The sequence below is a fragment of the Dolichospermum planctonicum genome (genome assembly GCF_005402965.1).
Classification (GTDB): domain Bacteria; phylum Cyanobacteriota; class Cyanobacteriia; order Cyanobacteriales; family Nostocaceae; genus Dolichospermum; species Dolichospermum planctonicum.
The window spans coordinates 34,097-57,612 of record NZ_BJCF01000023.1 but is presented as its reverse complement, the minus strand read 5'-3'; the positions used below and the strand labels follow the sequence as shown (position 1 = coordinate 57,612).

19 protein-coding genes, 1 other RNA gene and 1 pseudogene are annotated in these 23,516 nt (G+C 38.4%); 4 read left to right on the top strand and 17 right to left on the bottom strand.

Features of this window, described 5'->3' with window-relative positions:
• Window positions 1-227: 227 nt before the first annotated feature.
• Entirely contained in the window at window positions 228-785 is a 558-nt protein-coding gene (locus FFO06_RS11655) for a hypothetical protein (protein ID WP_137908192.1), read from the top strand.
• Window positions 786-971: 186 nt separating this feature from the next.
• Here the strand turns inward: FFO06_RS11655 and FFO06_RS11650 are convergent, their stop codons facing one another.
• The 6 genes from FFO06_RS11650 to FFO06_RS11625 form a co-directional block, all read right to left on the bottom strand.
• Complete coding sequence (locus FFO06_RS11650) at window positions 972-3,443, bottom strand: ATP-dependent Clp protease ATP-binding subunit (protein WP_137908204.1); 2,472 nt, start codon at window positions 3,441-3,443, stop codon at window positions 972-974.
• A 1,010-nt stretch (window positions 3,444-4,453) separates the two neighbouring features.
• Window positions 4,454-5,545 (bottom strand): redox-regulated ATPase YchF, encoded by a 1,092-nt coding sequence (gene ychF / locus FFO06_RS11645; protein WP_137908191.1) that lies wholly within the window; start codon window positions 5,543-5,545, stop codon window positions 4,454-4,456.
• A gap of 78 nt (window positions 5,546-5,623) precedes the next feature.
• On the bottom strand, window positions 5,624-5,932 hold the full coding sequence (locus FFO06_RS11640; RefSeq protein ID WP_137908190.1) for a hypothetical protein: 309 nt from the start codon (window positions 5,930-5,932) through the stop codon (window positions 5,624-5,626).
• A 37-nt stretch (window positions 5,933-5,969) separates the two neighbouring features.
• Window positions 5,970-6,620: a HEPN domain-containing protein gene (locus FFO06_RS11635; protein ID WP_028089266.1), complete on the bottom strand. Its 651-nt coding sequence runs from the start codon at window positions 6,618-6,620 to the stop codon at window positions 5,970-5,972.
• A gap of 14 nt (window positions 6,621-6,634) precedes the next feature.
• Window positions 6,635-7,861: a GmrSD restriction endonuclease domain-containing protein gene (locus tag FFO06_RS11630; RefSeq protein WP_228036461.1), complete on the bottom strand. Its 1,227-nt coding sequence runs from the start codon at window positions 7,859-7,861 to the stop codon at window positions 6,635-6,637.
• A gap of 169 nt (window positions 7,862-8,030) precedes the next feature.
• Window positions 8,031-8,825, bottom strand: a complete 795-nt coding sequence (locus FFO06_RS11625) for a hypothetical protein (protein ID WP_137908189.1) — start codon at window positions 8,823-8,825, stop codon at window positions 8,031-8,033.
• A 156-nt stretch (window positions 8,826-8,981) separates the two neighbouring features.
• Between FFO06_RS11625 and cobU the strand changes: the two genes are divergently transcribed.
• From cobU to FFO06_RS22705, 3 genes are all read left to right on the top strand, one after another.
• Window positions 8,982-9,530 carry a bifunctional adenosylcobinamide kinase/adenosylcobinamide-phosphate guanylyltransferase gene (gene cobU / locus FFO06_RS11620; protein WP_137908188.1) on the top strand — a complete coding sequence of 183 codons (549 nt, stop codon included), beginning with the start codon at window positions 8,982-8,984 and terminating at the stop codon, window positions 9,528-9,530.
• 125 nt (window positions 9,531-9,655) lie between these two features.
• Window positions 9,656-10,047: a transfer-messenger RNA gene (ssrA, locus tag FFO06_RS11615) on the top strand.
• A gap of 284 nt (window positions 10,048-10,331) precedes the next feature.
• Complete coding sequence (locus tag FFO06_RS22705) at window positions 10,332-10,508, top strand: hypothetical protein (RefSeq protein WP_236097132.1); 177 nt, start codon at window positions 10,332-10,334, stop codon at window positions 10,506-10,508.
• Between the two features lie 84 nt (window positions 10,509-10,592).
• On the opposite strand, the pseudogene FFO06_RS11605 reads toward FFO06_RS22705, so the two are convergent.
• From FFO06_RS11605 to FFO06_RS11560, 11 genes and pseudogenes are all read right to left on the bottom strand, one after another.
• Window positions 10,593-10,724 (bottom strand): annotated as a pseudogene (locus FFO06_RS11605) (DUF4277 domain-containing protein); the annotation flags it as partial.
• Window positions 10,725-10,895: a hypothetical protein gene (locus FFO06_RS21965; RefSeq protein WP_190371768.1), complete on the bottom strand. Its 171-nt coding sequence runs from the start codon at window positions 10,893-10,895 to the stop codon at window positions 10,725-10,727.
• A gap of 15 nt (window positions 10,896-10,910) precedes the next feature.
• Complete coding sequence (locus tag FFO06_RS21960) at window positions 10,911-11,063, bottom strand: type I restriction-modification system subunit M N-terminal domain-containing protein (RefSeq protein ID WP_228036462.1); 153 nt, start codon at window positions 11,061-11,063, stop codon at window positions 10,911-10,913.
• An 83-nt stretch (window positions 11,064-11,146) separates the two neighbouring features.
• A complete protein-coding gene (locus FFO06_RS11595; RefSeq protein WP_137908187.1) occupies window positions 11,147-12,760 on the bottom strand; it encodes a bifunctional pantoate--beta-alanine ligase/(d)CMP kinase in 1,614 nt (537 codons plus the stop codon).
• A gap of 149 nt (window positions 12,761-12,909) precedes the next feature.
• Entirely contained in the window at window positions 12,910-14,082 is a 1,173-nt protein-coding gene (locus FFO06_RS11590; RefSeq protein WP_137908203.1) for a septal ring lytic transglycosylase RlpA family protein, read from the bottom strand.
• Between the two features lie 880 nt (window positions 14,083-14,962).
• On the bottom strand, window positions 14,963-15,847 hold the full coding sequence (locus FFO06_RS11585) for a ParA family protein (protein WP_137908186.1): 885 nt from the start codon (window positions 15,845-15,847) through the stop codon (window positions 14,963-14,965).
• A gap of 110 nt (window positions 15,848-15,957) precedes the next feature.
• Window positions 15,958-18,504 carry a DNA translocase FtsK gene (locus FFO06_RS11580; protein ID WP_137908185.1) on the bottom strand — a complete coding sequence of 849 codons (2,547 nt, stop codon included), beginning with the start codon at window positions 18,502-18,504 and terminating at the stop codon, window positions 15,958-15,960.
• A 29-nt stretch (window positions 18,505-18,533) separates the two neighbouring features.
• Window positions 18,534-20,558: an ATP-binding protein gene (locus tag FFO06_RS11575; protein WP_137908184.1), complete on the bottom strand. Its 2,025-nt coding sequence runs from the start codon at window positions 20,556-20,558 to the stop codon at window positions 18,534-18,536.
• A 58-nt stretch (window positions 20,559-20,616) separates the two neighbouring features.
• Window positions 20,617-21,471 (bottom strand): transcription factor RcaD, encoded by an 855-nt coding sequence (locus tag FFO06_RS11570; protein WP_137908183.1) that lies wholly within the window; start codon window positions 21,469-21,471, stop codon window positions 20,617-20,619.
• 643 nt (window positions 21,472-22,114) lie between these two features.
• A complete protein-coding gene (locus tag FFO06_RS11565) occupies window positions 22,115-22,834 on the bottom strand; it encodes a lipoate--protein ligase family protein (protein WP_137908182.1) in 720 nt (239 codons plus the stop codon).
• A gap of 173 nt (window positions 22,835-23,007) precedes the next feature.
• On the bottom strand, window positions 23,008-23,487 hold the full coding sequence (locus FFO06_RS11560) for a YbjN domain-containing protein (protein WP_137908181.1): 480 nt from the start codon (window positions 23,485-23,487) through the stop codon (window positions 23,008-23,010).
• Window positions 23,488-23,516: the final 29 nt, after the last annotated feature.

Here is a 23,516-nt window from a genome sequence, read left to right as displayed (position 1 = left end):
TACTACTTGCTAAAAAGTATTTTGTATGCTGCATCTTCATCTGTAAAAAAAATCTCCCACACAGCAGGAGAGATAAAAATGAAAGTGATTATTAGCTTTTATAAGTTAATATATAAGCACCTTTTATGCTTTTATTGTTACCATTTTTTTTTATTGATTCTTGGTAATCAGTGTAAACATGATGTTATGCTAAGAAAGTCGTACATATATGATTAGTTGAGATAACCATGTACAAAGTTTACAAAATTGATGTCAAAGAAAATGAAACAGTTTTAATCAAACTGAATCGTCCCAATAGCAGACGGCGTATTAAATATGCTCTGGTGTCTGAAAATCTCTACTCTAGAGCAAATGAAATTTTATACAAAAGAGGACTGTATTTTTTAGACTACCTCAATTTTCTCCGTAAACACGAAAATAAAGAATTTGTTTTCCTAACAGAAGATGAAAAATTACAGGAATTAATTTCAGACCTTTTGGAGAAAGGTACTCCTTATGTAAGATGCTCTCATTTCGTTTTTTCAGGTATGTCTTGGATTCCGTCTATCGAAAAATTTGCTCTAGAATTTCCTGAACTCAATGACAAATTATTAGACCGTATTAAGCCTGAAAGTGATTTTAGCCTTGACATTGAAGACGGTAATTATGATTACAGTTATGATTCTAGTGAAAGACCACTAACAAAGCTTGAGTATTACGGGTATGAACCAAATTATGAACGTGATATAGATCTAGCCGAACGACTTTACGGAGTACCTGATCCGAGGTTAGTTGAAGATGACTAGTCCCCTACAAAAACCTCCTTCCCCTCTCCGCGCCTGGAAGTTTCTCAACGAACTGTTCGTTGCAATCATCTAAGTCCGCTACAAAAATCTCCTTCTCCTATTTGCTCCTTAGCGTCTTTGCGCGAAACAAAAAAACGGTAGAGAACCGAAATCCTCCACCGTGCAATTAACAATTAAAAAACCTAACTAAGACTCAACACCTTGGGGTAATAACTCCCGTGTTTGCTGAGAACTAACTTGCACAATGCCATTTTCATCAACGTCAACAAGAGCAGTATCGCCGTCTTTGATACGTCCAGACAGAATTTCTTCCGCCAAACTATCTTCTAACAAGCGCATAATTGCCCGACGTAATGGCCTTGCACCGTAGCTAGGACTGTAACCCTCAGTGATCAAGCGATCCTTGAAGCGGTCTGTAACTTCTAAGACAATGCCCTTTTCCGTCAAGCGACCAAACACTTCCTTGAGCATGATATCGGCGATTTCCGTGACTTCAGCCTTATTCAACTGACGGAAGACGATAATTTCATCTAACCGGTTCAAGAACTCAGGACGGAAGTAATTCTTCAGTTCCTCATTCACTAAAGAACGAATGCGATTATATTGAGATTCGTTAGCATCTTCAGCAAAATCGAAACCAATACCGCTACCGCCTTTTTCAATTACCTTAGAACCAATATTGGAAGTTAAAATCAGCAAAGTGTTCTTAAAGTCCACCGTGCGACCTTTCGCGTCAGTTAAACGCCCATCTTCCAAAATTTGTAAGAGCATATTGAAGACATCCGGGTGGGCTTTTTCGATTTCATCGAATAACACCACAGTGTAAGGACGACGACGGACAGCTTCTGTTAGCTGACCACCTTCGTTGTAACCGACATAACCAGGAGGTGAACCGATCAACTTACTGACGGTGTGACGCTCCATGTATTCGGACATATCTAAGCGAATCATCGCTTCTTCTGAACCGAAGAAATAAGAGGCTAAGGATTTTGCCAATTCAGTTTTACCCACCCCAGTTGGACCGGAGAAGACAAAACTAGCGATCGGCCGATTAGGATTTTTTAAACCGACACGAGCGCGACGAATAGCGCGGGAAACAGCCTTCACAGCGTCATCTTGACCGATGAGGCGCTGATGTAAGGTATCTTCCATGTGCAGCAACTTCTCGGACTCAGATTCAGTGAGTTTGTTAACTGGTACACCAGTCCAGGAAGCGACAATGTGAGCAATGTCTTCTTCTGTAACTACGGGTTCAATACCGTCACCACTAGAGCCGTTACTCTTAGTTTGGGCAATAGTGCGGATTTCCGCCTTGATTTCCATTTCCCGATCGCGCAATTCCCCCGCCCGATCAAAGTCCTGAGAACGGACTGCATCATCTTTTTCTTTTAAGATTTGCCGTAGTTCTTTGTCTAATTCCTTAGCTGCTGGGGGCAGTTGGGAGTTAATTAAGCGCACCCGTGAGCCGGCTTCATCCACCAAATCAATGGCTTTATCTGGCAAATAGCGATCGCTAATGTAACGATCAGACAACTTAGCCGCCGCCACCAATGCTTCATCGGATATTTTCAGCTTGTGGTGTGCTTCATAGCGATCGCGCAAACCATATAAAATTTCTATTGTCTCATCAACGCTTGGCTCACCCACCATCACAGGCTGGAAGCGTCTTTCCAACGCTGCATCCCGTTCAATGTGCTTGCGGTACTCATCCAAAGTAGTCGCGCCGATACATTGTAATTCACCCCGGGCCAAAGCTGGCTTGAGGATATTCGCTGCATCAATAGCCCCTTCCGCCGCGCCCGCACCGATGAGGGTGTGAACTTCGTCAATAACTAGGATGACATTACCCGCCGAGCGGATTTCATCCATAATTTTTTTCAGACGTTCTTCAAATTCACCACGATATTTAGTTCCTGCTACCAGCAGACCAATATCAAGAGTGACTACACGCTTATCTTCCAGGATATCGGGGATATCCTTGCTGGCGATACGTGAAGCTAAACCTTCGGCGATGGCGGTTTTACCAACACCTGGTTCTCCTATCAACACGGGATTATTTTTCGTCCGGCGACCCAAAATTTGGATTACCCGCTCAATTTCCTTGGCGCGTCCCACCACAGGATCGAGCTTGTTATCTATGGCCATTTGGGTCAGGTTCGAACCAAACTCATCGAGAGTTGGGGTTTTCGTGCGACCAGAGGGGCCACCCGGCGTAACTTCCGCCGTTTCTCCCAACATCCGAATCACTTGGGTTCTCACCTTGGTCAAATCTACACCCAGGTTTTCTAGCACCCTAGCTGCCACACCTTCACCTTCGCGGATCAGTCCCAACAGCAGATGCTCGGTACCAATGTAGTTATGCCCCAATTGGCGTGCTTCTTCCAAGGATAGTTCTAAAACCCGTTTTGCCCGTGGCGTAAACGGAATTTCTACGGCGACAAAGCCTGAACCCCGTCCTATGATTTTTTCAACTTCAATGCGAGCATCTTTGAGATTAACTCCCATTGATTTCAGCACCTTCGCGGCCACCCCTGTACCTTCGCCAATCAGACCCAAGAGGATCTGCTCAGTTCCGACAAAGTTGTGACCTAAACGGCGGGCCTCTTCTTGGGCCAGCATGATTACCTTAATGGCTTTTTCTGTGAAGCGTTCAAACATGGCATTTTTCCCATCACCTGCGTCGTGCCGGTATGCTGATTTTAGCACAGGCTAAAATTTTGGATATCTATATCAACAATATTAGATATCCAATTACCATGACACAGGTTGATGGGTTAATGAGTAGCTATTAATTCTTTCTTTGGAGTTAGTGTACTGAGGAGAGTGATTTTACCAGCATTTTGGGGGGGTAAATCCAAACAGTGAACCATTGATGTGGGGTTTTTGGTTAACCCTCCCAAACAAAACTACATATCATAAAATGTCTAGCATTGTCAAATTAATTGGCTTAATGATAAGTTTTTTATATAGATAAAAATTTTAATACAATATATTTTGATATAAAATCAGGGCAAAAAATTTATTTTATCTTCATAAATGTGGTTTAAAGTAGTCGGCTGGTGAAAATTTTTATTTCGAGTTTTCAAAGCCAGAGTTAAATACTGGTGATTAATTTAATCTCACTTTTAACAAGCGAATGTTCAGCTATCAGCGCTAATTTTGGATTTAGTTCCCTTTTCAAGAACCCACTGACTGCTGACCGGTGAATACTAGTATCTCTTTTAGATGTTACAGCAGTTTGCGATCAAACCCGCCACAAAAAGAGCTATCTAAATAGGCTCAAAAAATAAGCCACAATGATTAAACCAGTTGAGTGATATTTTGTCCTTTATTTCCAGGGCGGTCATCATCAACTCTGATTCCACCTTCACCTCTACCATAATGTTGTGTCATAATAATTTTACCGTTCTTGTGGCGGGTTTGATCTTAAATTGCTGTTAAAATACATTTAATTTATACATGAAGTCCGTCAGGGATGCCCACCCCACAAGAATTAAAATACAGTCTAATTTATTACTTGCCTTGGTGAATGGAAGTGGCAGTTCATCTTGCACACAGACAAAACCCATCTTTTATGTTTCAAACCCTTAATTTTTAGTTAGTCCACGTAGGTGGACTTCGTTAGCGATTTCTAATCGCCGATAGCGTAGCGTGGCGTTAGCTAATTGCTACACATTAAATCGGAATAACATCACATCACCTTCTTGGACAATATACTCTTTTCCTTCACTTCTCACTAATCCTTTTTCTTTGGCTGCATTCATGGAACCATAATTTACTAAATCATTATAAGCGACAGTTTCAGCGCGAATAAATCCCCGTTCAAAATCAGAGTGAATGACTCCTGCCGCTTGGGGTGCTGACATTCCGGCATTTATTGTCCAAGCGCGGGTTTCTTTTGGTCCACAGGTGAAATAAGTCCGCAAACCTAAAAGGGTGTAAGTTGCACGAATTAAGGATTTTAAACCACCTTCTTTCACACCTAAAGATTCCAGAAAGTCAGCTTTATCGGCTTCTGGTAATTCGACTAATTCCGCTTCTACTTGTGCGGATACTATCACAACTTGGGCATTTTCGATCGCAGCGACTTCTCGAACTTTTTCCACAAAATCATTACCCGTTGCTAAGTCTTCTTCAGACACATTAGCAGCATAAATAATTGGTTTATTGGTAAGTAATCCTAATCCTTTAATAATTTCAGATTCTTCTGTAGTCAAACTGACTTGACGGACAGATTTACCTTCATTTAAAGCAGCGGCTAATTTTTCTAAAATTGTCACTTCAAATTGTGCATCTTTACTAGTGCGTGCGGCTTTGCGAGTTCTCTCAATGCGTTTTTCAATTTGGGATAAATCTGATAAACCAAGTTCTAAATTAATGATTTCAATATCTCGCGCTGGGTCAACAGAACCGGCTACGTGAATGATATCATCATTTTCAAAACAACGGACAACATGAACTATGGCATCAACTTCTCGAATGTGGGATAAAAATTGATTACCTAGTCCTTCTCCTTGACTCGCACCTTTGACCAAGCCAGCAATGTCCACAAATTCCACACGGGCGGGGACAATTTGTACTGAGGTAGCAATTTTTGCTAAAACGTTTAACCGGTCATCGGGGACTGAGACCATGCCAACATTGGGTTCAATGGTGCAAAATGGGAAATTAGCGGCTTCAGCTTTAGCGTTAGCGACTACAGCGTTAAATAAGGTTGATTTTCCGACGTTGGGAAGTCCGACAATTCCGGCTCTTAGCATTGTAGATTTTAGATTTTGGTGTCAAGTATAAGGATAATTCAAACGGGTGAAGATGGTGGAGAAACTGGGGAGAATATTTTAGGTATCCTGATTTTCCCACAATTCTAACAAACCAACTGTACCGACAAAAAATGTATAAATTGCATATTTGATTGCTGTCTGATTGCGTGTTGGGGCATAATAAGCGGCAATTAATGCTTCCATAAAATGAGCAGATAGGGCAATATGGGCAATGATTAAAGCTGGGGTTAAGATACTTGGTAGTTGATTATTGGTTATGGATGTTTGCATATTCCATAATTCTAACCCCATTGCGCCGGTGATGAGTGCGGTGGAGATGATTTTGATAATGGGGAATAGTTTTTGTTTGATATCTTTTAAGTTCATGTTGTTTGATTTTTTCAAAGTAAGAATATTTTACATTTTATTCTATCAAATTATTGATTAATTCATCTATTCTTAAAAGTTCATCAGTAATTTGGGTTACAGTATTTAATTCATTTGCCGGATCTGGAGTTTGAATAGTCATGTATGATGTAGCTGATTTATGGGCTACAAGACCTCGTTTTTGTCCAAATGTATTCATATTAGCAAGCCAAGTATTATTAGGATCTAAGTCATTACTATTTATTCCTATGGGTAATAGTAATGCTAAAATATTTTTTTCTTTTAATCCATGATTATTATCAATAACCTTCTTAAAGCTATTGATAGCTGAATTTATTTTTTCAGTTATTTGCAATCGCTTATAGTGATTATCTTGACTTACATTGTTGGGTTTTCTAAGTGTATCTGGTGGTTTATCCATAGTTAAATCAGAGAAACCAAGCAGACATATTAAAGTACGAGTTGTTTTACCGCTTGTATCCCACAGAGTTTTGGCATTTTGAACAACTTCCCAAGCTCTTTCTTCAAGATAAGACTCAATTTCAGCATGAGCAAGAACTCTGTATGCAGCAGTTCTAGATAACTGACTCTCGGAATATGAACTTGTCGGGCTAATTTCAGGAAGAAATTCGTCTTTTAACCTGTTTAGCTGGGTTCTTAAAGTAATAAATTTATCAGATTCTGGCATATCTTATTAAGAACCTACCTCAAACCATTGAAAATAATCCGATTCCCATCTAGTTCAGGTACATTAAAGTTTATTTCTAAAACTTTTCGGAGACTTTCACCCCACAACCTGAGACGATTATAAATCTCAGGAATATTCTGCGTTCTGCGTTCAACAGCTTCTCTAAAATCACTGTTTGATGAACATAATTCCTGAAAAGCAACTTTAACTTTTTCTTGATGATCTTCAGCAGATTTCCTGATTATTTCATCTGCAAAATAAAAAACCATCACATCTAAAATTGCTCGATTGAATTGGCTTTGATATTTATTATTTCTGCTCGACCATAAACGAGAGAAGTTTTTTTCTTCAAATATATTAATAGTTGTTTGTACTGCTTCTTCAAATTGATTGACTATATTTGTAATATCATGATATCTCTGATTATTAAGCCTTTCACAAGTCATGTCAAGAAATTCCTTGAGATTTCCCCTATAATCAGATAAAAAATAATGAAATCCTATATAACGTAATAGTAATTCAACATCACGCATCCGATAATCAGGATTTGATGATTTAAATATCTTTCTCAGAGCCTTACTTTCAACTGATTGATCATCTAACCAATTGGTAAAAGTACCTGGATGTAATGCTTGTCTTAGCTCTTGAGGGGATAATGGAGTACCCCCTATATTCAGCCGCAGAAAAATTTTATATAGTAAGTTTTCCTGGGTCCAACTCCTAATTAATACTGTACGAATAGTTTGGTTATCAAGATCATTACGTACAGAACTCAAAAAGACATCATTTTTAAAATCTTCATATTTTTTGCCAATTAAATCACGTCTAAATTCTAGATTTTTTAAAGCAAAGGCATTGTTATTATTCGATATTCTTTCATCACTTCCACCATAAAATTGCAGAATAGTTAACAATCGTTGTTTCCCATCAAGAACAATAAATTTACCTTTTTCCTGACGATTAACAGCTAATACTATTTGTGGTACTGGAAACCCAAGTATAAGTGATTCGATAAACCTACTTTTACGAGTGATATCCCAAGCGTCTCGTCTTTGAAATCTTGGATTTAACTCTATATTACCCCGATCAAGTTGATTAAAGATTGTCTCTGTTGTCCAGTCACTACCAGAAACAACAATTTCTCGAATTTGCTTTAATTCAGGAATTAACCCACTCAGCGGTTCAGGCTCAATTTCTTGATCTTCCTCTTCCTCAAAAAAGATTTCTTCTTCGTTAGTCATAGTTTCCGTTTGCATAAGGGTTTGAATTTAAAATATATCATATCATATAGGAATCCGGCTTGATTCTTAAAAACATACGTGGGGTGCGTACGAATACAGCTAACACACCCCTCAAGGACGAATACCAAGACAGTTTTACTCCTGAATTATGCTGTATGCTGTAATTTTTTTAACTTTGTTGAATATGACTATGTAACATTACTAAAGTCTCCGCTAATTGACTCAAGCGATTTTCTAAATCTTGTTTACGTCCTAATAGTTGCCGTAATCTTTTATGACGAGCGATCGCTATACTAACACTAGGCACTTGTTCTACTGGACAGGGGCGTGACCAAACCTGACCCGCTGCATCTACTCCACAGAGGCGATAGTCAGTATGCACTGATTTATAAGATTTTTTGTCACCATTAGCGCAAATTTCCTCTACATAGTCCATGAGTCGATCTACTTCGGCATGACGCAACGTAGCTGTTACACCTGTTTCCGGTTGTTGGGGATGAGATTCTAACCAACCATTAATAATTGCACCTTCTAAATAAATATCCTGAATTTGTTGTACAATAGTTTGCAGTTCTATTTGCCAACTAGCAACTTTTTCTTCAATTGCTTGGAGCATATTCATGGCCAGCGCTGGGTTAGCTCCGTGACGATGACTACTAAAAGACGGGGTTTTAAATTTAGGGAGAGTTGGTGTTTTTTCTCCAGTCTCTCGGGCTGGAAAAACTGGTACAGAATCATGATGAGGAAATACATCCTCTGAACTTCCATGATTAAGGTCTGTATTTAAGTTTGTATTCTGGGCTGCTCCTGTAGCGGCAAAATTGTCCGTATATTCGGGGTGTCCGATGCTAATCCGAAAGGAGAAAGATCGTTTTGTTTGATCACCCGTTTCTGTAGTAACATCATCATGGCGAGTTTTTAAGTCATGTAGCGTTGCCTCGATGCGTTTTAACCCTGGTTTCATAAAAATATCCTAAAATTTATGGTCTTGATCAAAAAAGAATTGAGGATGGACAATGAATTTCTGCTCAGATTGGTAAATTTAGTCGGCTTTCCTCTAGGGACACTTAATTTCCCTCGTGGATTCTTTCCCTGCAAGTATTATACAATGAAATCAGTCATGAATAAATTGATTTTGGTGACGGGTGCAGCCCGGTCAGGTAAAAGCGAATGGGCGGAAAATTTGGCAGAAAATTCAGGAAAAACAGTTGTATATGTCGCCACAGCTACACAAAATCCAGATGATCAAGAGTGGCAACAACGCATTGAAAAACACCAACAACGACGACCTCAAGATTGGCTGACTCTGTGTGTACCAGTGGAACTTACGACTACTTTAGCTCAATCCCAGACCGATACTTGCTTGTTAGTTGATTCTTTGGGAACTTGGGTAGCTAATTTTCTAGAAATAGAAGATGTAATCTGGGAAAATACTGTAAAGGAGTTGCTAGAAACCTTGCCCTTAGTTGCAGCTGATATCATATTTGTGGCGGAAGAAACAGGTTGGGGTGTAGTTCCAGCTTATCATCAGGGGCGCAAATTCCGCGATCGCCTCGGTATTTTAGTACGGAAATTAGGTAATATTTGTGAACCTGTTTACTTAGTGGCGGGTGGTCATGTTCTCAACTTAAGTTTACTAGGCGTACCGTTACCATTACCTAAGTTTTAATTTAATTGATGCCAATTATGCCAAAAAATTAGAAAAATTAAATAGAAAATTAAATAGAGATAATTTTATAATTTTTATTTGCCAACTGACAAAATTCCGTACTATAATAGAAATGTGAAGTGTATGGGGCTTTAACGGTTTCGACAGGTTGGCGAAAGCTACTCTGTGATTCAGGTCGAGAGCGAGTCATCTCTCGGAAATCAAAGACTCGAAAAAAAAGTAAATGCGAACAATATCGTAAAATTTGCTCGTCGGGAAGCTCTAGTAGCTGCCTAAAACACCTCTTACAGGTTCGAGCGTCTTTAATTTGACTCCGTTAAGGATTAAAGACCTAACCCCCAACGGATGCTCCAACAAACGTTCTCTGGTTGGTTTGGTGGCTAAGATTAAATCAGAGCATCCTACGTTCGGGATAATGAACGATTCCCGCCTTGAGGGTCAGAAAGGCTAAACCTGTGAACGAGTGGAGGGTTAATACCCAATTTGGACATGGGTTCGACTCCCATAAGCTCCATTTTCAATAACTCTTAAGCCCGCTAAATACTTTAATGTGTAGGTGGGCTTTTTGCTATGTATAGCTGTAGCCAGGTTACTTAGGGCTTGCTGAATAAGTTGTCTGTGAGGGCAGGGAACTCTTAACAGGGAACAGTTTTACAGCAATTTGAGATCAAACCCGCCACAAGAATGGTAAAATTATAAAGATGTAAAAAAGAAGATTATTGAGAAATAGCCCCATATTCGATAGACCTACGACAAAAGATATTAAGTGCCTGGGAAAATAAAGAAGGTACACAAAGAGAATTGGCGGAACGATTCAAAGTTAGTTTATCCTTCATCCGTGACTTTTTGCGTCGATATCGAGAGACATCGGAAATAACTGCCAAGCCTCAAGGAGGAGATAGGCGCTCGAAAATTCCAGGTGAAAATCAAGAATTGTTCAAGAAAATAGTCACAGAGAAAAGTGATATAGACTGGTGAGAAATTCAGGAAATAATCAAAGAGAGTAAAGGAATAGAGGTAAGTGTATTAAGCTTGTCACGGACTCTTAACCGCTTAAATCTAAACCCTTCCCAGTTTATCGTCGTTAAGATATTCTGGTTTAATTCCTGCTCCTATTAGATGTTCACAGGCTATTGTTTGAAAATATTTGGGAAACATATATAAAGGTTTCGATACGAATCCTAACCCGTTCAATCAGATTTTTGTTGATGTGTGACAGTTGGGGTGCGGAATGTGGGATGTAAAGCCACTAAGATTATGCAAGGGCTGTTGACGCTCTACCCCAATGCCTACTTTAGCGATCGCTTTTTTAAAAGCCTCACCGTTTAACCCCATTGCTTCATATTTGGCTTTAGCTTCTATCACAGCTAGTTTAGTAGGTTATAAAACAGAATATAAACGCCGCAACACAATCAAGGGCAACATCACCCGACCATATTGGGGCGGGCGGTAGGGTCCACGGAGTTTATCAGCAATAGCCCAAATAAAACCAATTAAATCTTGATGATGAGAATTTTCTGTAATTGCTACCATATTTATAGAATTTGTATTACACTTACTGTCCCAATGTTTCATTAAATTTGCAATGGTGAGTAAGTTACCCACCATGATTGTAATTAATCAGAGAGCCGCTGATAATGGCTAATAATTTGTGCAGCCACTTCAGAAGCCGTTAAACCATCAGTTTCGACCTCAATAGCATCAGCCGCTTTTTGTAAAGGGGAAATCTTGCGAGTGCTGTCTTTCAAGTCTCTTTCAGCAATGTCCCGTTCTAGCTGTTCTAAACTAACTTGGGGTTGATTTTGTTTTTCAAAGTCTTGCTGACGACGACGGGCCCGTTCACCCACAGAAGCAGTTAAAAAGATTTTAACTTCCGCATCGGGGAAAACATGAGTCCCAATGTCTCTACCTTCCGCTACTAAACCCCCCCGTTGTCCCCAACTTTGCTGTTGTCTAACCAATGCTTGTCGGACTGCACTTTGGGCGGCGATCGCTGATACTAGAGATGTTACCTCAACTGTGCGAATTTTTTCAGTGACATCTATATCATTAATCTGGACTTTTACGGGAGATTGCAGACTTTCACCAGGAGTAAGTTCAATTTTACACCGCGTCGCCAATTCAGCTACGGCACAATCATCATTAATATCAATACCCTGTTCCAGCACTAGCCAAGTGATGGCTCGGTACATAGCTCCTGTATCTAGATATACTAAACCTAATTCCTGTGCCACTTGACGAGCGACTGTAGATTTACCAGCGCCCGCAGGACCGTCAATAGCGATAATCGGTTGACGGATTTGATCCTTGACATCCCGTAGAATCGTGTTGTCAATTAACCTGGTAGAACCAAGACGAGCCGCGATCGCCAACATTCCTTCATTCTCAACTTTTTCTAAAAACATCAACGTATTTGGTTCAACTAATTCAATATATTCCAAGCTGATAGCCCTAACTTTTGCGATTTCTTGCCTTACCAATGCTATTAGCTCACTACTGTGACGAACGCCAGCTTGAAACGCCGCTTCAGCTTGTTCTAAAGCTTTAAATAACACCGTTGCTTGCTCTTTTTCCGTGGTAGTCAAATATTGATTCCGAGAACTTAAAGCCAAGCCAGACAATTCCCGCACCGTGGGACAAGTCACAATCTCAACGGGCAAATTCAAATCAGTTACTAACCGCTTAATAATTGCCAGTTGTTGACCATCCTTTTGTCCAAAGTAAGCTCGGTCAGGTTGTACCAAGTTGAAGAGTTTAGTCACAATCGTGGCTACCCCCGCAAAATGACCCGGCCGAAAATTACCACACAAACCAGACATCATAGCAGATGGAGGGATAACTTGTGTCATTTGAGTTTCTGCAATATTCTGTAGAGGCAGACCAATTTCTTGGGGAGTTGGGGCAAAAATCGCATCTACACCCGCTTGTTGACAAAATTCCCTGTCCTGTGCTAGAGTCCGGGGATAGCGTTGATAGTCCTCATTTGGTCCAAATTGCAGCGGATTAACAAAAATACTGACAATTACCGTGAAATTTTCCTTTCTAGCTCGGTGAATCAAACTAAGATGCCCTTGATGTAAACTACCCATAGTTGGCACTAAACCCACCGCAGTGGGATACCAAACAGCTTGATCATCAACTGCCCCATCCTCGGTCGTCCCGAAATGGCAATACCTCCGACGGCCATTCAAATAAAAGCGTAAAGCCGTAACTGTTGTCAGCACCTGCACAAAAAACCCCCAGTTCCTTTCGATCCTTTCCCCCGTTAGTGTATATCTGATAGCGCGGCGTGGCACAATCGATAATTGGGGGATAAGATAGATGAACCAGGGGAATTTAATAGTGAAGAGCGAAAAGAAATAAGGAACGAGAAAGGGGGTTATCTTCCTAAAACTTCCAGACTGACTGGAGCAAGACCACTGCCGATCATCCCTAATAAACGGGCAGCACCCGCAGAAAGATCGATAATTCGACCACGGATGTATGGACCTCTGTCATTGATGCGCACGACGACAGAACGCCCATTTCTGGTATTAGTAACGCGGATTTTTGTCCCCATAGGTAAACTCCGATGAGCAGCAGTTAACCCTTCGGGATTATATCTTTCCCCACTGGCTGTTCTATTGCCAGAGCCGTCATAACCATACCAAGAAGCTATGCCGCGAAAATTAATATTGACCCTGCCAAAAGCAATTTTTTGTGATAACTTTGGTGTGGAGAGTGATTTACCAGCGGGTAAATTGGCGATTTCCTTGATGGGATTTGCGTTGCCCATCAGCCTCCGCAGTCTATTAGTTGCCTCTAAAGCATCTTGAGCCAGATTAGTGGCTGGGGTTTTTCTGTTGCCATTAATATTGGCTGATAGTCGCGTGGTTTTATTGACTTCTACCAGTTCTTGACCGTCAATTGTGATGGTGTAGCGATCACGGAGCGATCCATAGGAATCCCCAGACGGTCTGCGAACGGAAAGGCCATTCTTGTAAGCTTTATTATTAGTTGCGGGGGCATCCGCTATTTTCCAACTGACGGTAATCTTGCTTGCGTCTACATTGTTTTCAACTAGTTCATTAATTCTAGCTGCTATGACACTAGCTTTCTGAACCGGGTCATTGTCAATGGAGCCAACTTGTTTGTTGATATTGATTGTATTGTCAGTATTGCTAAAACTGGCAAATTTACCTGGCTCAGTAGCAACTCCAGAATCAGAATTGAAACTCTGATTGTTGCCAATGACTCCAATTTTGATTTTCTTGTTAGTAACTCGGGCAGAACCCAGAAAGGTGAGAACGGGAGTATCCCGAACATAAAGAGTTGCTGCTTGTAAACCCCGAATACTGTGAGGCTGAATTCTGGCAATCACAGGCTCGGAAATGGGTTGTTCTGTCGGTAATTGGTATTCTCCAACTTTAACCGCATCACTGGCAGATGATTTGGCAAGAGTTGGAGAACTTCCCTCACTGGCTTGACTCCGAGCGACTGAGGGGAGACCCAAAACGGTTAGGGTCAATATTGTTTGGGCTACGACAGTATTCCACAAATGTCTTTGATTCATGCGTCCGATTTTTAAAGCGACTTGAGAACTTAAGTTTTTTTTAGTTGGGTTTTTCACTTGTGATGGTGACAGTACCTGCAAACTCGAACCTGTTCCGCTTCCACTTTGCATTTTGTAACTGCAATAGACTAGCATGAATTTTCAAGCTTGGGGATCAGGGTTTTAGCGTAAATCTCAACAGACTGGCAAAATTTAAACTCAGATTTAGGCTGTCAAACTGTCTTCAATTCAGGATTTTAGCTATGTAACGTTTTTCGAAGATTTATATATTTTCAGCAAATAAATTTAATATTGACTAATACTTCTGTCCAACGGTTACTATTTTATATTCCTTATCTTTCATTCTCCGTACTTATTTTTTTTTAGTATTTAAAACACATCAAGCTAGTTTATGTTTAAGTGTAATTGTACTGGTAAATAGTTTCATCAATCTCAAATGTAATTTCCGCAAACACAATCTATACAAGGAATAAACACAAAATCAATACTTTTCATACTTCGCTAATTACTTGATTCATTATCTGCATAATCAACGAATAAACACTGATATATATTATAATTATTAGTATTAATAGTTTTAGATACTGTCGAGTAATAAATGTGCCTTTCCTCTAGCAGGTATTTATTCTTAATCTCATAGAATAGTTAATAGACGCGTATATATAGATAATTTAAATATAAAATAATACAGTATTTGCACCATATCAGTGATAACCTCAGCACTAAACTTAATATCAAGCTATTAACCTTATTTTTGCTCCAGATACTTCACAAAAATCATCGGTGGTACGATTGATGACAGCTGTAACGTTGTAACTAAGAACGTGAGTTAGTAGTTGCAATTTTTTGTGAAGTACAACTACTAACTTTAATTTATAACTTATAACTTCTGCAATAATTCCTGAGTTAATTGCATAAATGCTTTAGAACCGGCTGTATTGGGACTTAGTAAAGAAACTGGCATAAAACTATCAACGGCTTTGGCAACATTCACATCAACTGGTATTTGCGCTTTACAGATTTTATCTACTCCAAAATCTTCGATGACTCGGTGCATTACCTGTTTATAATATTTACTATTCAGGATATTTGCGCTGGACATACTAAAGACTATTCCCAAGATTTTAATATCTATTTTGGCTTCCTGTTTGTGGCTATCTTTTAATTGGGAAATCCGTCTTTCTAAAAGTTGAATTCCTACTACAGATAAGGGTTCTGGCCTAGCTGGGAGAATGTAGAAATCACTACTAGCTAAAGCACTACGAGTCATGAGATTATAACCGGGAGCGCAATCTAAAAGAATAAAATCATATTCATCACGCACAGGTTTTAAGATATCTCTAATTAAGACTCTTTCAAAGCGATTCCAGATAGTTTCAAAGTCCTGTTCACCCAATGCTACTGATTGATTATGCAGCATTTCGGAAACCACAAATTCATCATATAAATCTATATCTCCCGGTAATAAATTTAATCCAGGAAGATTACAAACTTGAGGTTGAATAATGTCATGAATGGTAAATTTTGCCTCTGGTTCGGGGTTGATAATTTGATCTAGCAAATATCTCAGTGTCTTTCTTTGTTTACGACGTTTGGCAAACTCTACTGGTGACATTAAACTCAGTGTGGCACTAATTTGACTATCTAAATCTAAAACCAAGACCTTTTTTCCGTGATTTTTGGCTAAACAAGTGGCCATATTCACGGTAATGGTGGTTTTACCGACTCCACCTTTCATATTTGCTGTTGCGATTATATGTCCCATTTTAGTTCCTCTACTGACGCTTTCCCATTTAGATAGCGTTCATATTATCTAATAGATTTTAACTTTGGTGATGTCAGACCCCAGACTTCTCCAAGAAATCGGGGATATTGTTAGGATAGTTTAATACTTTGTGCTAATAAACTCTGAAGACGTTGCAAGTGCGAACCAACTTGGTAAACTAAATCACCTTTGCCTATCAGATAAGCTGCTACGGTTGATGTTCCACCTAAAATGATTTTTGAATCAGCTTCACTTTTGGTGCTGAGTGCAACCCTTCCAGGTAGGTTAGAACGGATAATTGGGGTGACAATACTCGCTTCTGGACGTTGCGTAGAAATAATTAGATGAATACCTGCGGCTCTTGCCATTGCGCCTAAACGTTTGATACTTTGTTCTAATATGGTGCGAACCTCTTTTTCTGCCATAAAATCAGCATATTCATCAAAAATACAAACAATGCGCGGTAACATTGGGGAGGAACGTTGATTATAAACTGTTAAATCTGCACATTTAGCTTTTTCAAATTTTTGATAACGAGATTCCATTTCTGCAACTAGTTCTTGCATTAATTCTACAGCGCGATCGCTATCTTTGACAACTGGTGCATATAACCATGACATTTGTTCAAATTCGGGAAATGTTACCCGCTTAGGATCAACTAAAGCAATTTTTAAATGTTGGGGAGAATGACGATAGATTAAACTGAGAAGAAGCGATCGCAAAAATTCACTTTTTCCGCTTCCTGTTGTTCCTCCCACCAAAAAATGACAGGTATTTGGATCTGATAAATCAGCCTCTAACAATTTACCATCAATACTCACCCCAATGGCAATTTTTACAGGTGCTGTTGGGGGTAAAAATTGCTTTTGAATAAAATCTTCAAATTTAGCAATTTGTCTATCTTGACGCGGTAAATCAATACTTACATAACCAGCTTGAGGTGCAATTAAAGGCGGATATTCTAACCCCAATTGTACTTGTAAATCAGCGGATAATTTGAGAATTGAATTTACTTTTACACCCGAATTTGGTTTAAGTTTGACTCTGATAAATGCTGGACTTACCGCAGCACCATGATACTCAACACCAATACCAAAAGATTGCAAAGTATTAACTAAATCTTCGCCTATCTTATCAGCATTAATAGATGGCTCTGGCTTTTTTATAGGAGGTTCTGTATCTGAATTTTGATCATGATTAGATTCAACATCAAAAAAAGTTTGACATTTTTGTTGTTGGGGACAAATTTCACATAAATGAGGTTGAGTTGTCGCCGGTGGTGGGTTAGGATTGGGAGATTCCCAACTTAACCAGTTTTGCATTTGTAATAGTTTATAGGGAATTAATTGATGAACCGTATTTTCTAACTGTTCCCAAGAATATTTGTACTCTTTAAATTCTGGTAAAACACAATAAACAGCAGAATCAACAGGTGTTTTTTTCTGCTTCGATAACATATAACTATAGAGAGAGACTTGCGCTAATTGTGCTGCTGAATCTACAGGTTGATAGGTTTTAAATTCTACCATATAAAGGCGTTTAAGTTCAAAATTAAAAACCAGACAATCAAACTCACCTCTAATTAATTGCTTTGTGCCATTAGGTAAATCAAAGTAATATTCTAAATTGTGTTCTCCAGAAATAAAAGTATTCTGAATAACTGTTTCCGCACTGCAATAACGACGATTGATGATCAACAATTCAGTAAACTTTTTAATTAATCCTTGTAAACCTTGCCAAACCTGTAGCAGTAGAGAGGCTTGACTCGCGTCTTTTGCAATTACATCTTGTAAATAGGGGAAGAACTTAATTTGATAGAATAATTGTTGAATTTCCGATGTAATTACATCTACCTTTAATTGTGTTGCAGATGGATTAAATAAACTTTTAAATCTGGGTTCAATCAGCAGTAAATTAATAAAATCATCTGCTAACTTATGAAAAACATTACCAACACCCCCAACAGTATCTTTAGGAGAGAATATTGCTTTACAATTAAAATGGTGATTTAGATAAAATAGTCGGGGACATTCAAAAGCTAATCTAACTTTCGTCGGAGTTAAAGAGGAATTTTCAGATTTGTGATCTACCATATTAAATACACGACTGATAACATCAGGATTGGATATTTCAAGCAAGCGATAATGAACAGCAGCGAGATAAACAGTATCCATAGCTGCATAGTTTAACTGTTTTTGAGTCAGGGGACGTTTTCCCCAATCACTGCCTCCTTCTTCTGCGTCTACATGAGAAAATTGACAGAGTTCAGCAGCTAGAGTTTTTAGTTTTAAGTTGGTAGTTTGTAAAACTTCTTTAGTGATTTTTCTCGCTATTTTTAAAGTACAAGTGACATTTTGAGCTAGTTCCTTGCCTAAATATTTTAAATCAAAACCAGCATTATGAAAAACTTTCTCAATTTGCGGATTAACCATGATTTGGTTAATGAAATATACAGCCAAATCAGGTTTACCCAAAACATCAAAAATGTAAGCAGATTCACCAGTTAAATCTGTATAATCAGCCAATACCTGAATTAGTGCTAATTTTGGTTTATCGGTATAACAATCAGCAATTTCTGTATCTATCCATAGGGTTTTAGATAGGGACAGTTGGGAAATTTGATTGTAAATTTCAGAAGCTTCTGTCAGGTAGTGCATTGGCTGATATAAAAAATGTGCTGGATAGATTACTTGTGAGGAACTAAGCAAATTAATTGAGCTTCTGGCTTGGCTTTGGGGTCAAGAATTTGAATTTTATTTTCCTCACATAGTTGTTGAATCAATACATTAATTTGAGCTTCGTTAACTGTGGGAAAGTTGCTAATAGCATTGTCAATTAAAGTTGGTTTTCCTAAAAGATGTTGAGTTTTAACTAGATTTAATAAGAAATCCTTAACAGGTCTTAAATCTTCTCCTTCCTTACCATTTGTTTCTGGTTCTGGCTTTGGTTTAGAAACAATTCCCAAATCTTGTAATAAAGTACATTTATGCAAAATCTCAGATTTATTAATTAAAGTTTCTAGTTCTTGTAAATTAATCGTTTTCCCACCAATTACCAATTCTTGAGATTTGGCAGAATTTACCAAACTTTGATATGTTGCCAAATAGTGAATAGACTGTAAACTTGGTTTGATATGAACATGATTAGTATCAGTGAAAATCTGTCTATAGAGTTGATTTCCAGCCATGTTTGGTTTTCCTAAATCCCCACCACGAATTAAGTACATAGTTTGACAGAGATTTTTTTGAAGGACTGTTTGACAAGCATTCATTATATGATAAAAGCTATTCATATTTGAGTCTTCTGTCCAAACTATACCCAATTTTTCCCGCTTGGTAGGATGTTGATAACTCAAGGAATAACTAGCATACTTTCCGCTTAAGAGTTTAGTCTTAACTCCCTGCATTTTTAAACTAGATATAGACTGCTGCAACATCTGAATTAAATCAGGTGATGATAACAGAGAAATCTTGGTAATTTTCCCCTGACTTTTTGTATATTCGTGCTGCCATAATAATTCAAATAGTGGTGGTGGTGGTGGAGGTGGAGGTGGAGGAATGATAACTTCTAATGAAAGTTTATATTTTTGATATTCTTCACGACCTAGAGTTAGTGCATTTCTAGGCATAGTTTTACCACCAGGATAGGTTTTCTCTAAAATTTCCCGATTTAGGGGAAAAGTAGGAGATTCAGGTCTGGGGTTTGCTAGTTGGTGTAATGGCTGAAGTTGATAGGCCCAAAGTGCTTCTGCCTGTTCTATAGTAATAGGTTTTAACTGAATTGTTTTATGTATTCCGGCTTTATCGGCTGGGAGAATTCGATCAAAATGCCGTTTTAATGTGTTTGTAATAACGCTAATTATCACCAAGAAATTTTTTAAATTATCCCCATGAATTGTGGTATTGACATTGAAAAAAGGTTGTATGTCCAGAAAACCTTCTGGTAACTGGGGCATAGTATCTAAATTGTCAAAACATAAAACAATCGGTTGGGTTTGTGTAGAAATTCTGCCAAAGTTGGCTAAGATATTTTTTGCAGCATCTTCTGTATCAATGCAAGTTTTGACCTTGATTTCTTTCATGGAATCTTCATTTAAGTCATCACCACGCAGCCACTCACAAGCTAAATCATATAATTCTGGATTTGTCAGATCATGCAGCACTCCAAAAAACATATCAGGATTATAAATACCTGCTTTTTTATAATTATCCTTGAGGTGTTTGATAAATTTTTGCCGATTACTTTGTAATGCTTCCCAAAAATTATCATTAAATATTCGTTGTTTTATATCGCGTTTTGTAAACGCCGTTAAACTTTTTAGCCACAATATTAACTGTGATTCTTTTTCCCCTTCGGGAACTTGAATCAAACTATCAACAGTGTGACGTAAAATATGCCGCCAAATATTACTACTATCAGCCCAGTTGCAGAGAATATAAGCAAAAAAGGCTTTCGGGTTAAGAGTACGTTTCAGCCGACCTAATACATAACTTTTGCCAGAACCAGACTCACCAGCTAATAAAACTGTGCGGCTACGATGATCTTGACCTACTAAATCAAGTAAACCTTCAATTTCTATGATTGCGTTTTTATGAATTGACTCAACCATGAGTTTTGAATCTTGTTCTTCAGCCCAAAAATTAGTAGGCTTTAAATTGATCACGTCAAAAGGGTTGACCTCGCGTTTAATAATGTCGTTAATGTCTGTCATAGATATAGGTGAGTGAGAGGAAAAAGTAATGAAAAAATGAAAAATATTGGAAAAACTGTTAATTAACTATGAGAAAGAACAGTTGTCCGCCAATATTTTGAGGAATTCCCGCGTCAATTTGTTCTGGTGTATAAGCACTGACTTCTTGTAAGGTACTAAAATCAATTTTGTCACTTTTTTGTAATCTATACAACGCCTGATCTAAATCGTCTCGTAATAAAGGCGGTTGTAATTTTTGCCGTAAATGGAAAATTGGTAAATAATTCTCTGTCCCCAATTCCCGATCTAATTTCTTGATAGTCTCTAAAATTTCTTGATCACTGATATTGCTAGTAATATCAGAATGTGATTCTATATTATCAGAAACTAAAGTAGAAACTTGTTCTGACTTAACCCGCAAATTCTTCCGTAAAAACTGCACATAATTACCTAGCAAATTAAAGTCTATATTTGCTTTTCCTTCGGGAATATATTCATCCCGCAAAACCTCAATACCTCTTTGTGTTAACCAAACATCAGCGTTACGCATTTTCATCTTAATTTCAGCAGCAATCAAACCCCGTTCACTCAAGGTTTTTAAGATTACATCTCTTTCATCAGATTTTAGTCCTGAAACTTTGATTTCACTGGGGGCTATTTTTCCAGAACTTTTACTTATCTTCTCCAGTACCTTGAGTTCTTGATCATCAATAGGTAACTGTGCTAAGTCGAGTTTCAATAGTGCTTGACCAGCAGGTAAAATTTTGACCGTAGCAACTTCACGGGAATAGTCCACATATTCCAATTCTCCCAAATCTCGACAAATTTTGTTTTTTTCACTTTTAAAACGCTTAAAAATGTTAGAACTCAAGCCAGTACGATAATTAGCACATCCTAACAGCATTAATAGAAACTTTAACTGATTTGTATCCATGCGGGTAATCTTGCTGTATTTGACACCTCTCCCATAGTAACTCAATGTGTATGATTTTCATAGGTTATATGTTGCAAATTTTTATTACTTCCTGAAGAGAAGTCTACCTTCGCAACTAACGCACAATTAAGACTTACACAAAAAAAATTTCCCAAACTCCTATTTTCTCCATTCCTCTGTATCCTCAAGTCCTTAGTTCCGATCTTATTTATACGTAGGTCTGAGTATTAAAAAGTATATCTTTCTGAAAATATTTTATACATATAGTAAATAATTTCCACCAAAAAGCGAGATTTATATGTATCATCTTTTAGATAACTAGATCATCCAGAAATATTAGCCTAAATACCAGGTAAAATCATGAATAATTACAGCCATTGTCCGCGCACTTATCTGCTGCAAAAACCAGTAAATAAAGATCAAATCAAACAAAAAGAATTATGTGATTTTTGTTGGAATGAATATTGTTTTTGTTGGTCAGAATACTGTTTAAACGAATGGTATGAAATACAAATAAAACATGACCATCTAAAAAGTAGACATCATACCAAAGATAAAAACTAAAATAGACCTGACTTCTCTTTGCGTTCCTGCGTCTGTGGGAGAGGAAAAAAACTTAGGGTAGTCCAAAAACTGCCCCTAATCAACAATCTGCTAAAATCAAATTCCACTCATCTTCAGACAAAGGTATCACCTCTATTTCCATAGCGAAACAATCACAAGCTGCGGCTATTAAAGCCTTAATAATTGTTTCTTGATTAATACTTTCAGGAAATTGAAGAGGATGAAAAAACTCCTGATTAAATACTTTTATAAACAAATCCACAGCCGGGTTTAATCGTATAGAACCATGTTGAAGAACCGCGTCACCTCTGCGTAATTGGGCGCTACCAATGAGTTTAGAACCATCTGCTAAAACCAAATCTGCACCAGTGGCCGTTCCAAAACAATTAGGATTATGAATATAACCGCGTCCAGCCTGACCATAGTACAACTCTATGCCAAGCGATCGCCATCCTTGGATTAAAAATTCACAAATCTTTGCATATATTTCTAGAGTATTGCCCCTGACTCCAGAAGTAACAACTGAGTAAGTTAAATCACCTTGGTGTAAAACCGCTCTTCCACCAGTAGGACGACGTACCAAATCCAATTTTTCGCCTTTCCAGATTAAATTTTGCCAAAATTCAGGATATTGACGTTGATGATAACCCAGAGAAATTGCCGGGGGAGACCAGGTATAAAAGCGCAGAATCGGTGGACATTTTCCCGACTCATGCTGTACTAATAACCAACGGTCTATAGCCATCTGGACAGAACCAGAAGCTGCTAAAATCGGAATAAGTCGCCACTGCTCAGGCATTAAAAGTCAACCCCCAGGCTAAAATACTAAATTAGTGACAGCAATAGTTACAGCAGTTTTCATGTATTTAAACCACAAAATCAACGTATTTCTTTACGGCTTTGCTCCTTTGCGTCTTGGCGCGAAATACCAGAAACATAAGAAACATAATTTATACCGCAATAGTGCAATACTTAAACTGCACAAAACTCAGATTGCAGATATTCATCATTATCATCAGCGATAGTTGCAACGATAGTAATGATCCGGGAAACTTCCCCCGGAGACAACTCTGCTAAAGTGCGTGTAGAAATCACCACCACTTGATTGTCAATAATCCCAAAACGGGATTCAAAGGTACTAACACAGTTCAATTCTAATAAATATCGTGTTAATCTGGCCTCATCTTGAACTGGTAGCGTCAGTACGGCAGACCAAACCGTAATTGTATCTTCATCAGTAGTTCCCGTCAACTGTACAAATACTTCTACACTGCCATACTGGAATTTCCACAAATACCCACCCTCGGACGAATGGCTCACCATTGCACTTTGATCTTCCGCTAGAGTATTAATCACATTTTCAATGACTTCTACATGATTTAGCGGTGTGGTTTCTTGCATAACTTCATCAAGCAACTCTTCTGGAGATTGGGTTTCTAGGTAGCTTGCCATACAGATTTTTTTCCAAAAATATAGTTCCT

Bases quoted from the DNA above. Each gene is read 5' to 3' on its own strand.
- FFO06_RS11655 (WP_137908192.1), top strand. From the start codon at position 228: ATGTACAAAGTTTACAAAATTGATGTCAAAGAAAATGAAACAGTTTTA.
- FFO06_RS11650 (WP_137908204.1), bottom strand. From the start codon at position 3,443: ATGTTTGAACGCTTCACAGAAAAAGCCATTAAGGTAATCATGCTGGCC.
- ychF (WP_137908191.1), bottom strand. From the start codon at position 5,545: ATGCTAAGAGCCGGAATTGTCGGACTTCCCAACGTCGGAAAATCAACC.
- FFO06_RS11640 (WP_137908190.1), bottom strand. From the start codon at position 5,932: ATGAACTTAAAAGATATCAAACAAAAACTATTCCCCATTATCAAAATC.
- FFO06_RS11635 (WP_028089266.1), bottom strand. From the start codon at position 6,620: ATGCCAGAATCTGATAAATTTATTACTTTAAGAACCCAGCTAAACAGG.
- FFO06_RS11630 (WP_228036461.1), bottom strand. From the start codon at position 7,861: ATGACTAACGAAGAAGAAATCTTTTTTGAGGAAGAGGAAGATCAAGAA.
- FFO06_RS11625 (WP_137908189.1), bottom strand. From the start codon at position 8,825: ATGAAACCAGGGTTAAAACGCATCGAGGCAACGCTACATGACTTAAAA.
- cobU (WP_137908188.1), top strand. From the start codon at position 8,982: ATGAATAAATTGATTTTGGTGACGGGTGCAGCCCGGTCAGGTAAAAGC.
- FFO06_RS21960 (WP_228036462.1), bottom strand. From the start codon at position 11,063: ATGGTAGCAATTACAGAAAATTCTCATCATCAAGATTTAATTGGTTTT.
- FFO06_RS11590 (WP_137908203.1), bottom strand. From the start codon at position 14,082: ATGAATCAAAGACATTTGTGGAATACTGTCGTAGCCCAAACAATATTG.
- FFO06_RS11585 (WP_137908186.1), bottom strand. From the start codon at position 15,847: ATGGGACATATAATCGCAACAGCAAATATGAAAGGTGGAGTCGGTAAA.
- FFO06_RS11580 (WP_137908185.1), bottom strand. From the start codon at position 18,504: ATGCACTACCTGACAGAAGCTTCTGAAATTTACAATCAAATTTCCCAA.
- FFO06_RS11575 (WP_137908184.1), bottom strand. From the start codon at position 20,558: ATGACAGACATTAACGACATTATTAAACGCGAGGTCAACCCTTTTGAC.
- FFO06_RS11570 (WP_137908183.1), bottom strand. From the start codon at position 21,471: ATGGATACAAATCAGTTAAAGTTTCTATTAATGCTGTTAGGATGTGCT.
- FFO06_RS11565 (WP_137908182.1), bottom strand. From the start codon at position 22,834: ATGCCTGAGCAGTGGCGACTTATTCCGATTTTAGCAGCTTCTGGTTCT.
- FFO06_RS11560 (WP_137908181.1), bottom strand. From the start codon at position 23,487: ATGGCAAGCTACCTAGAAACCCAATCTCCAGAAGAGTTGCTTGATGAA.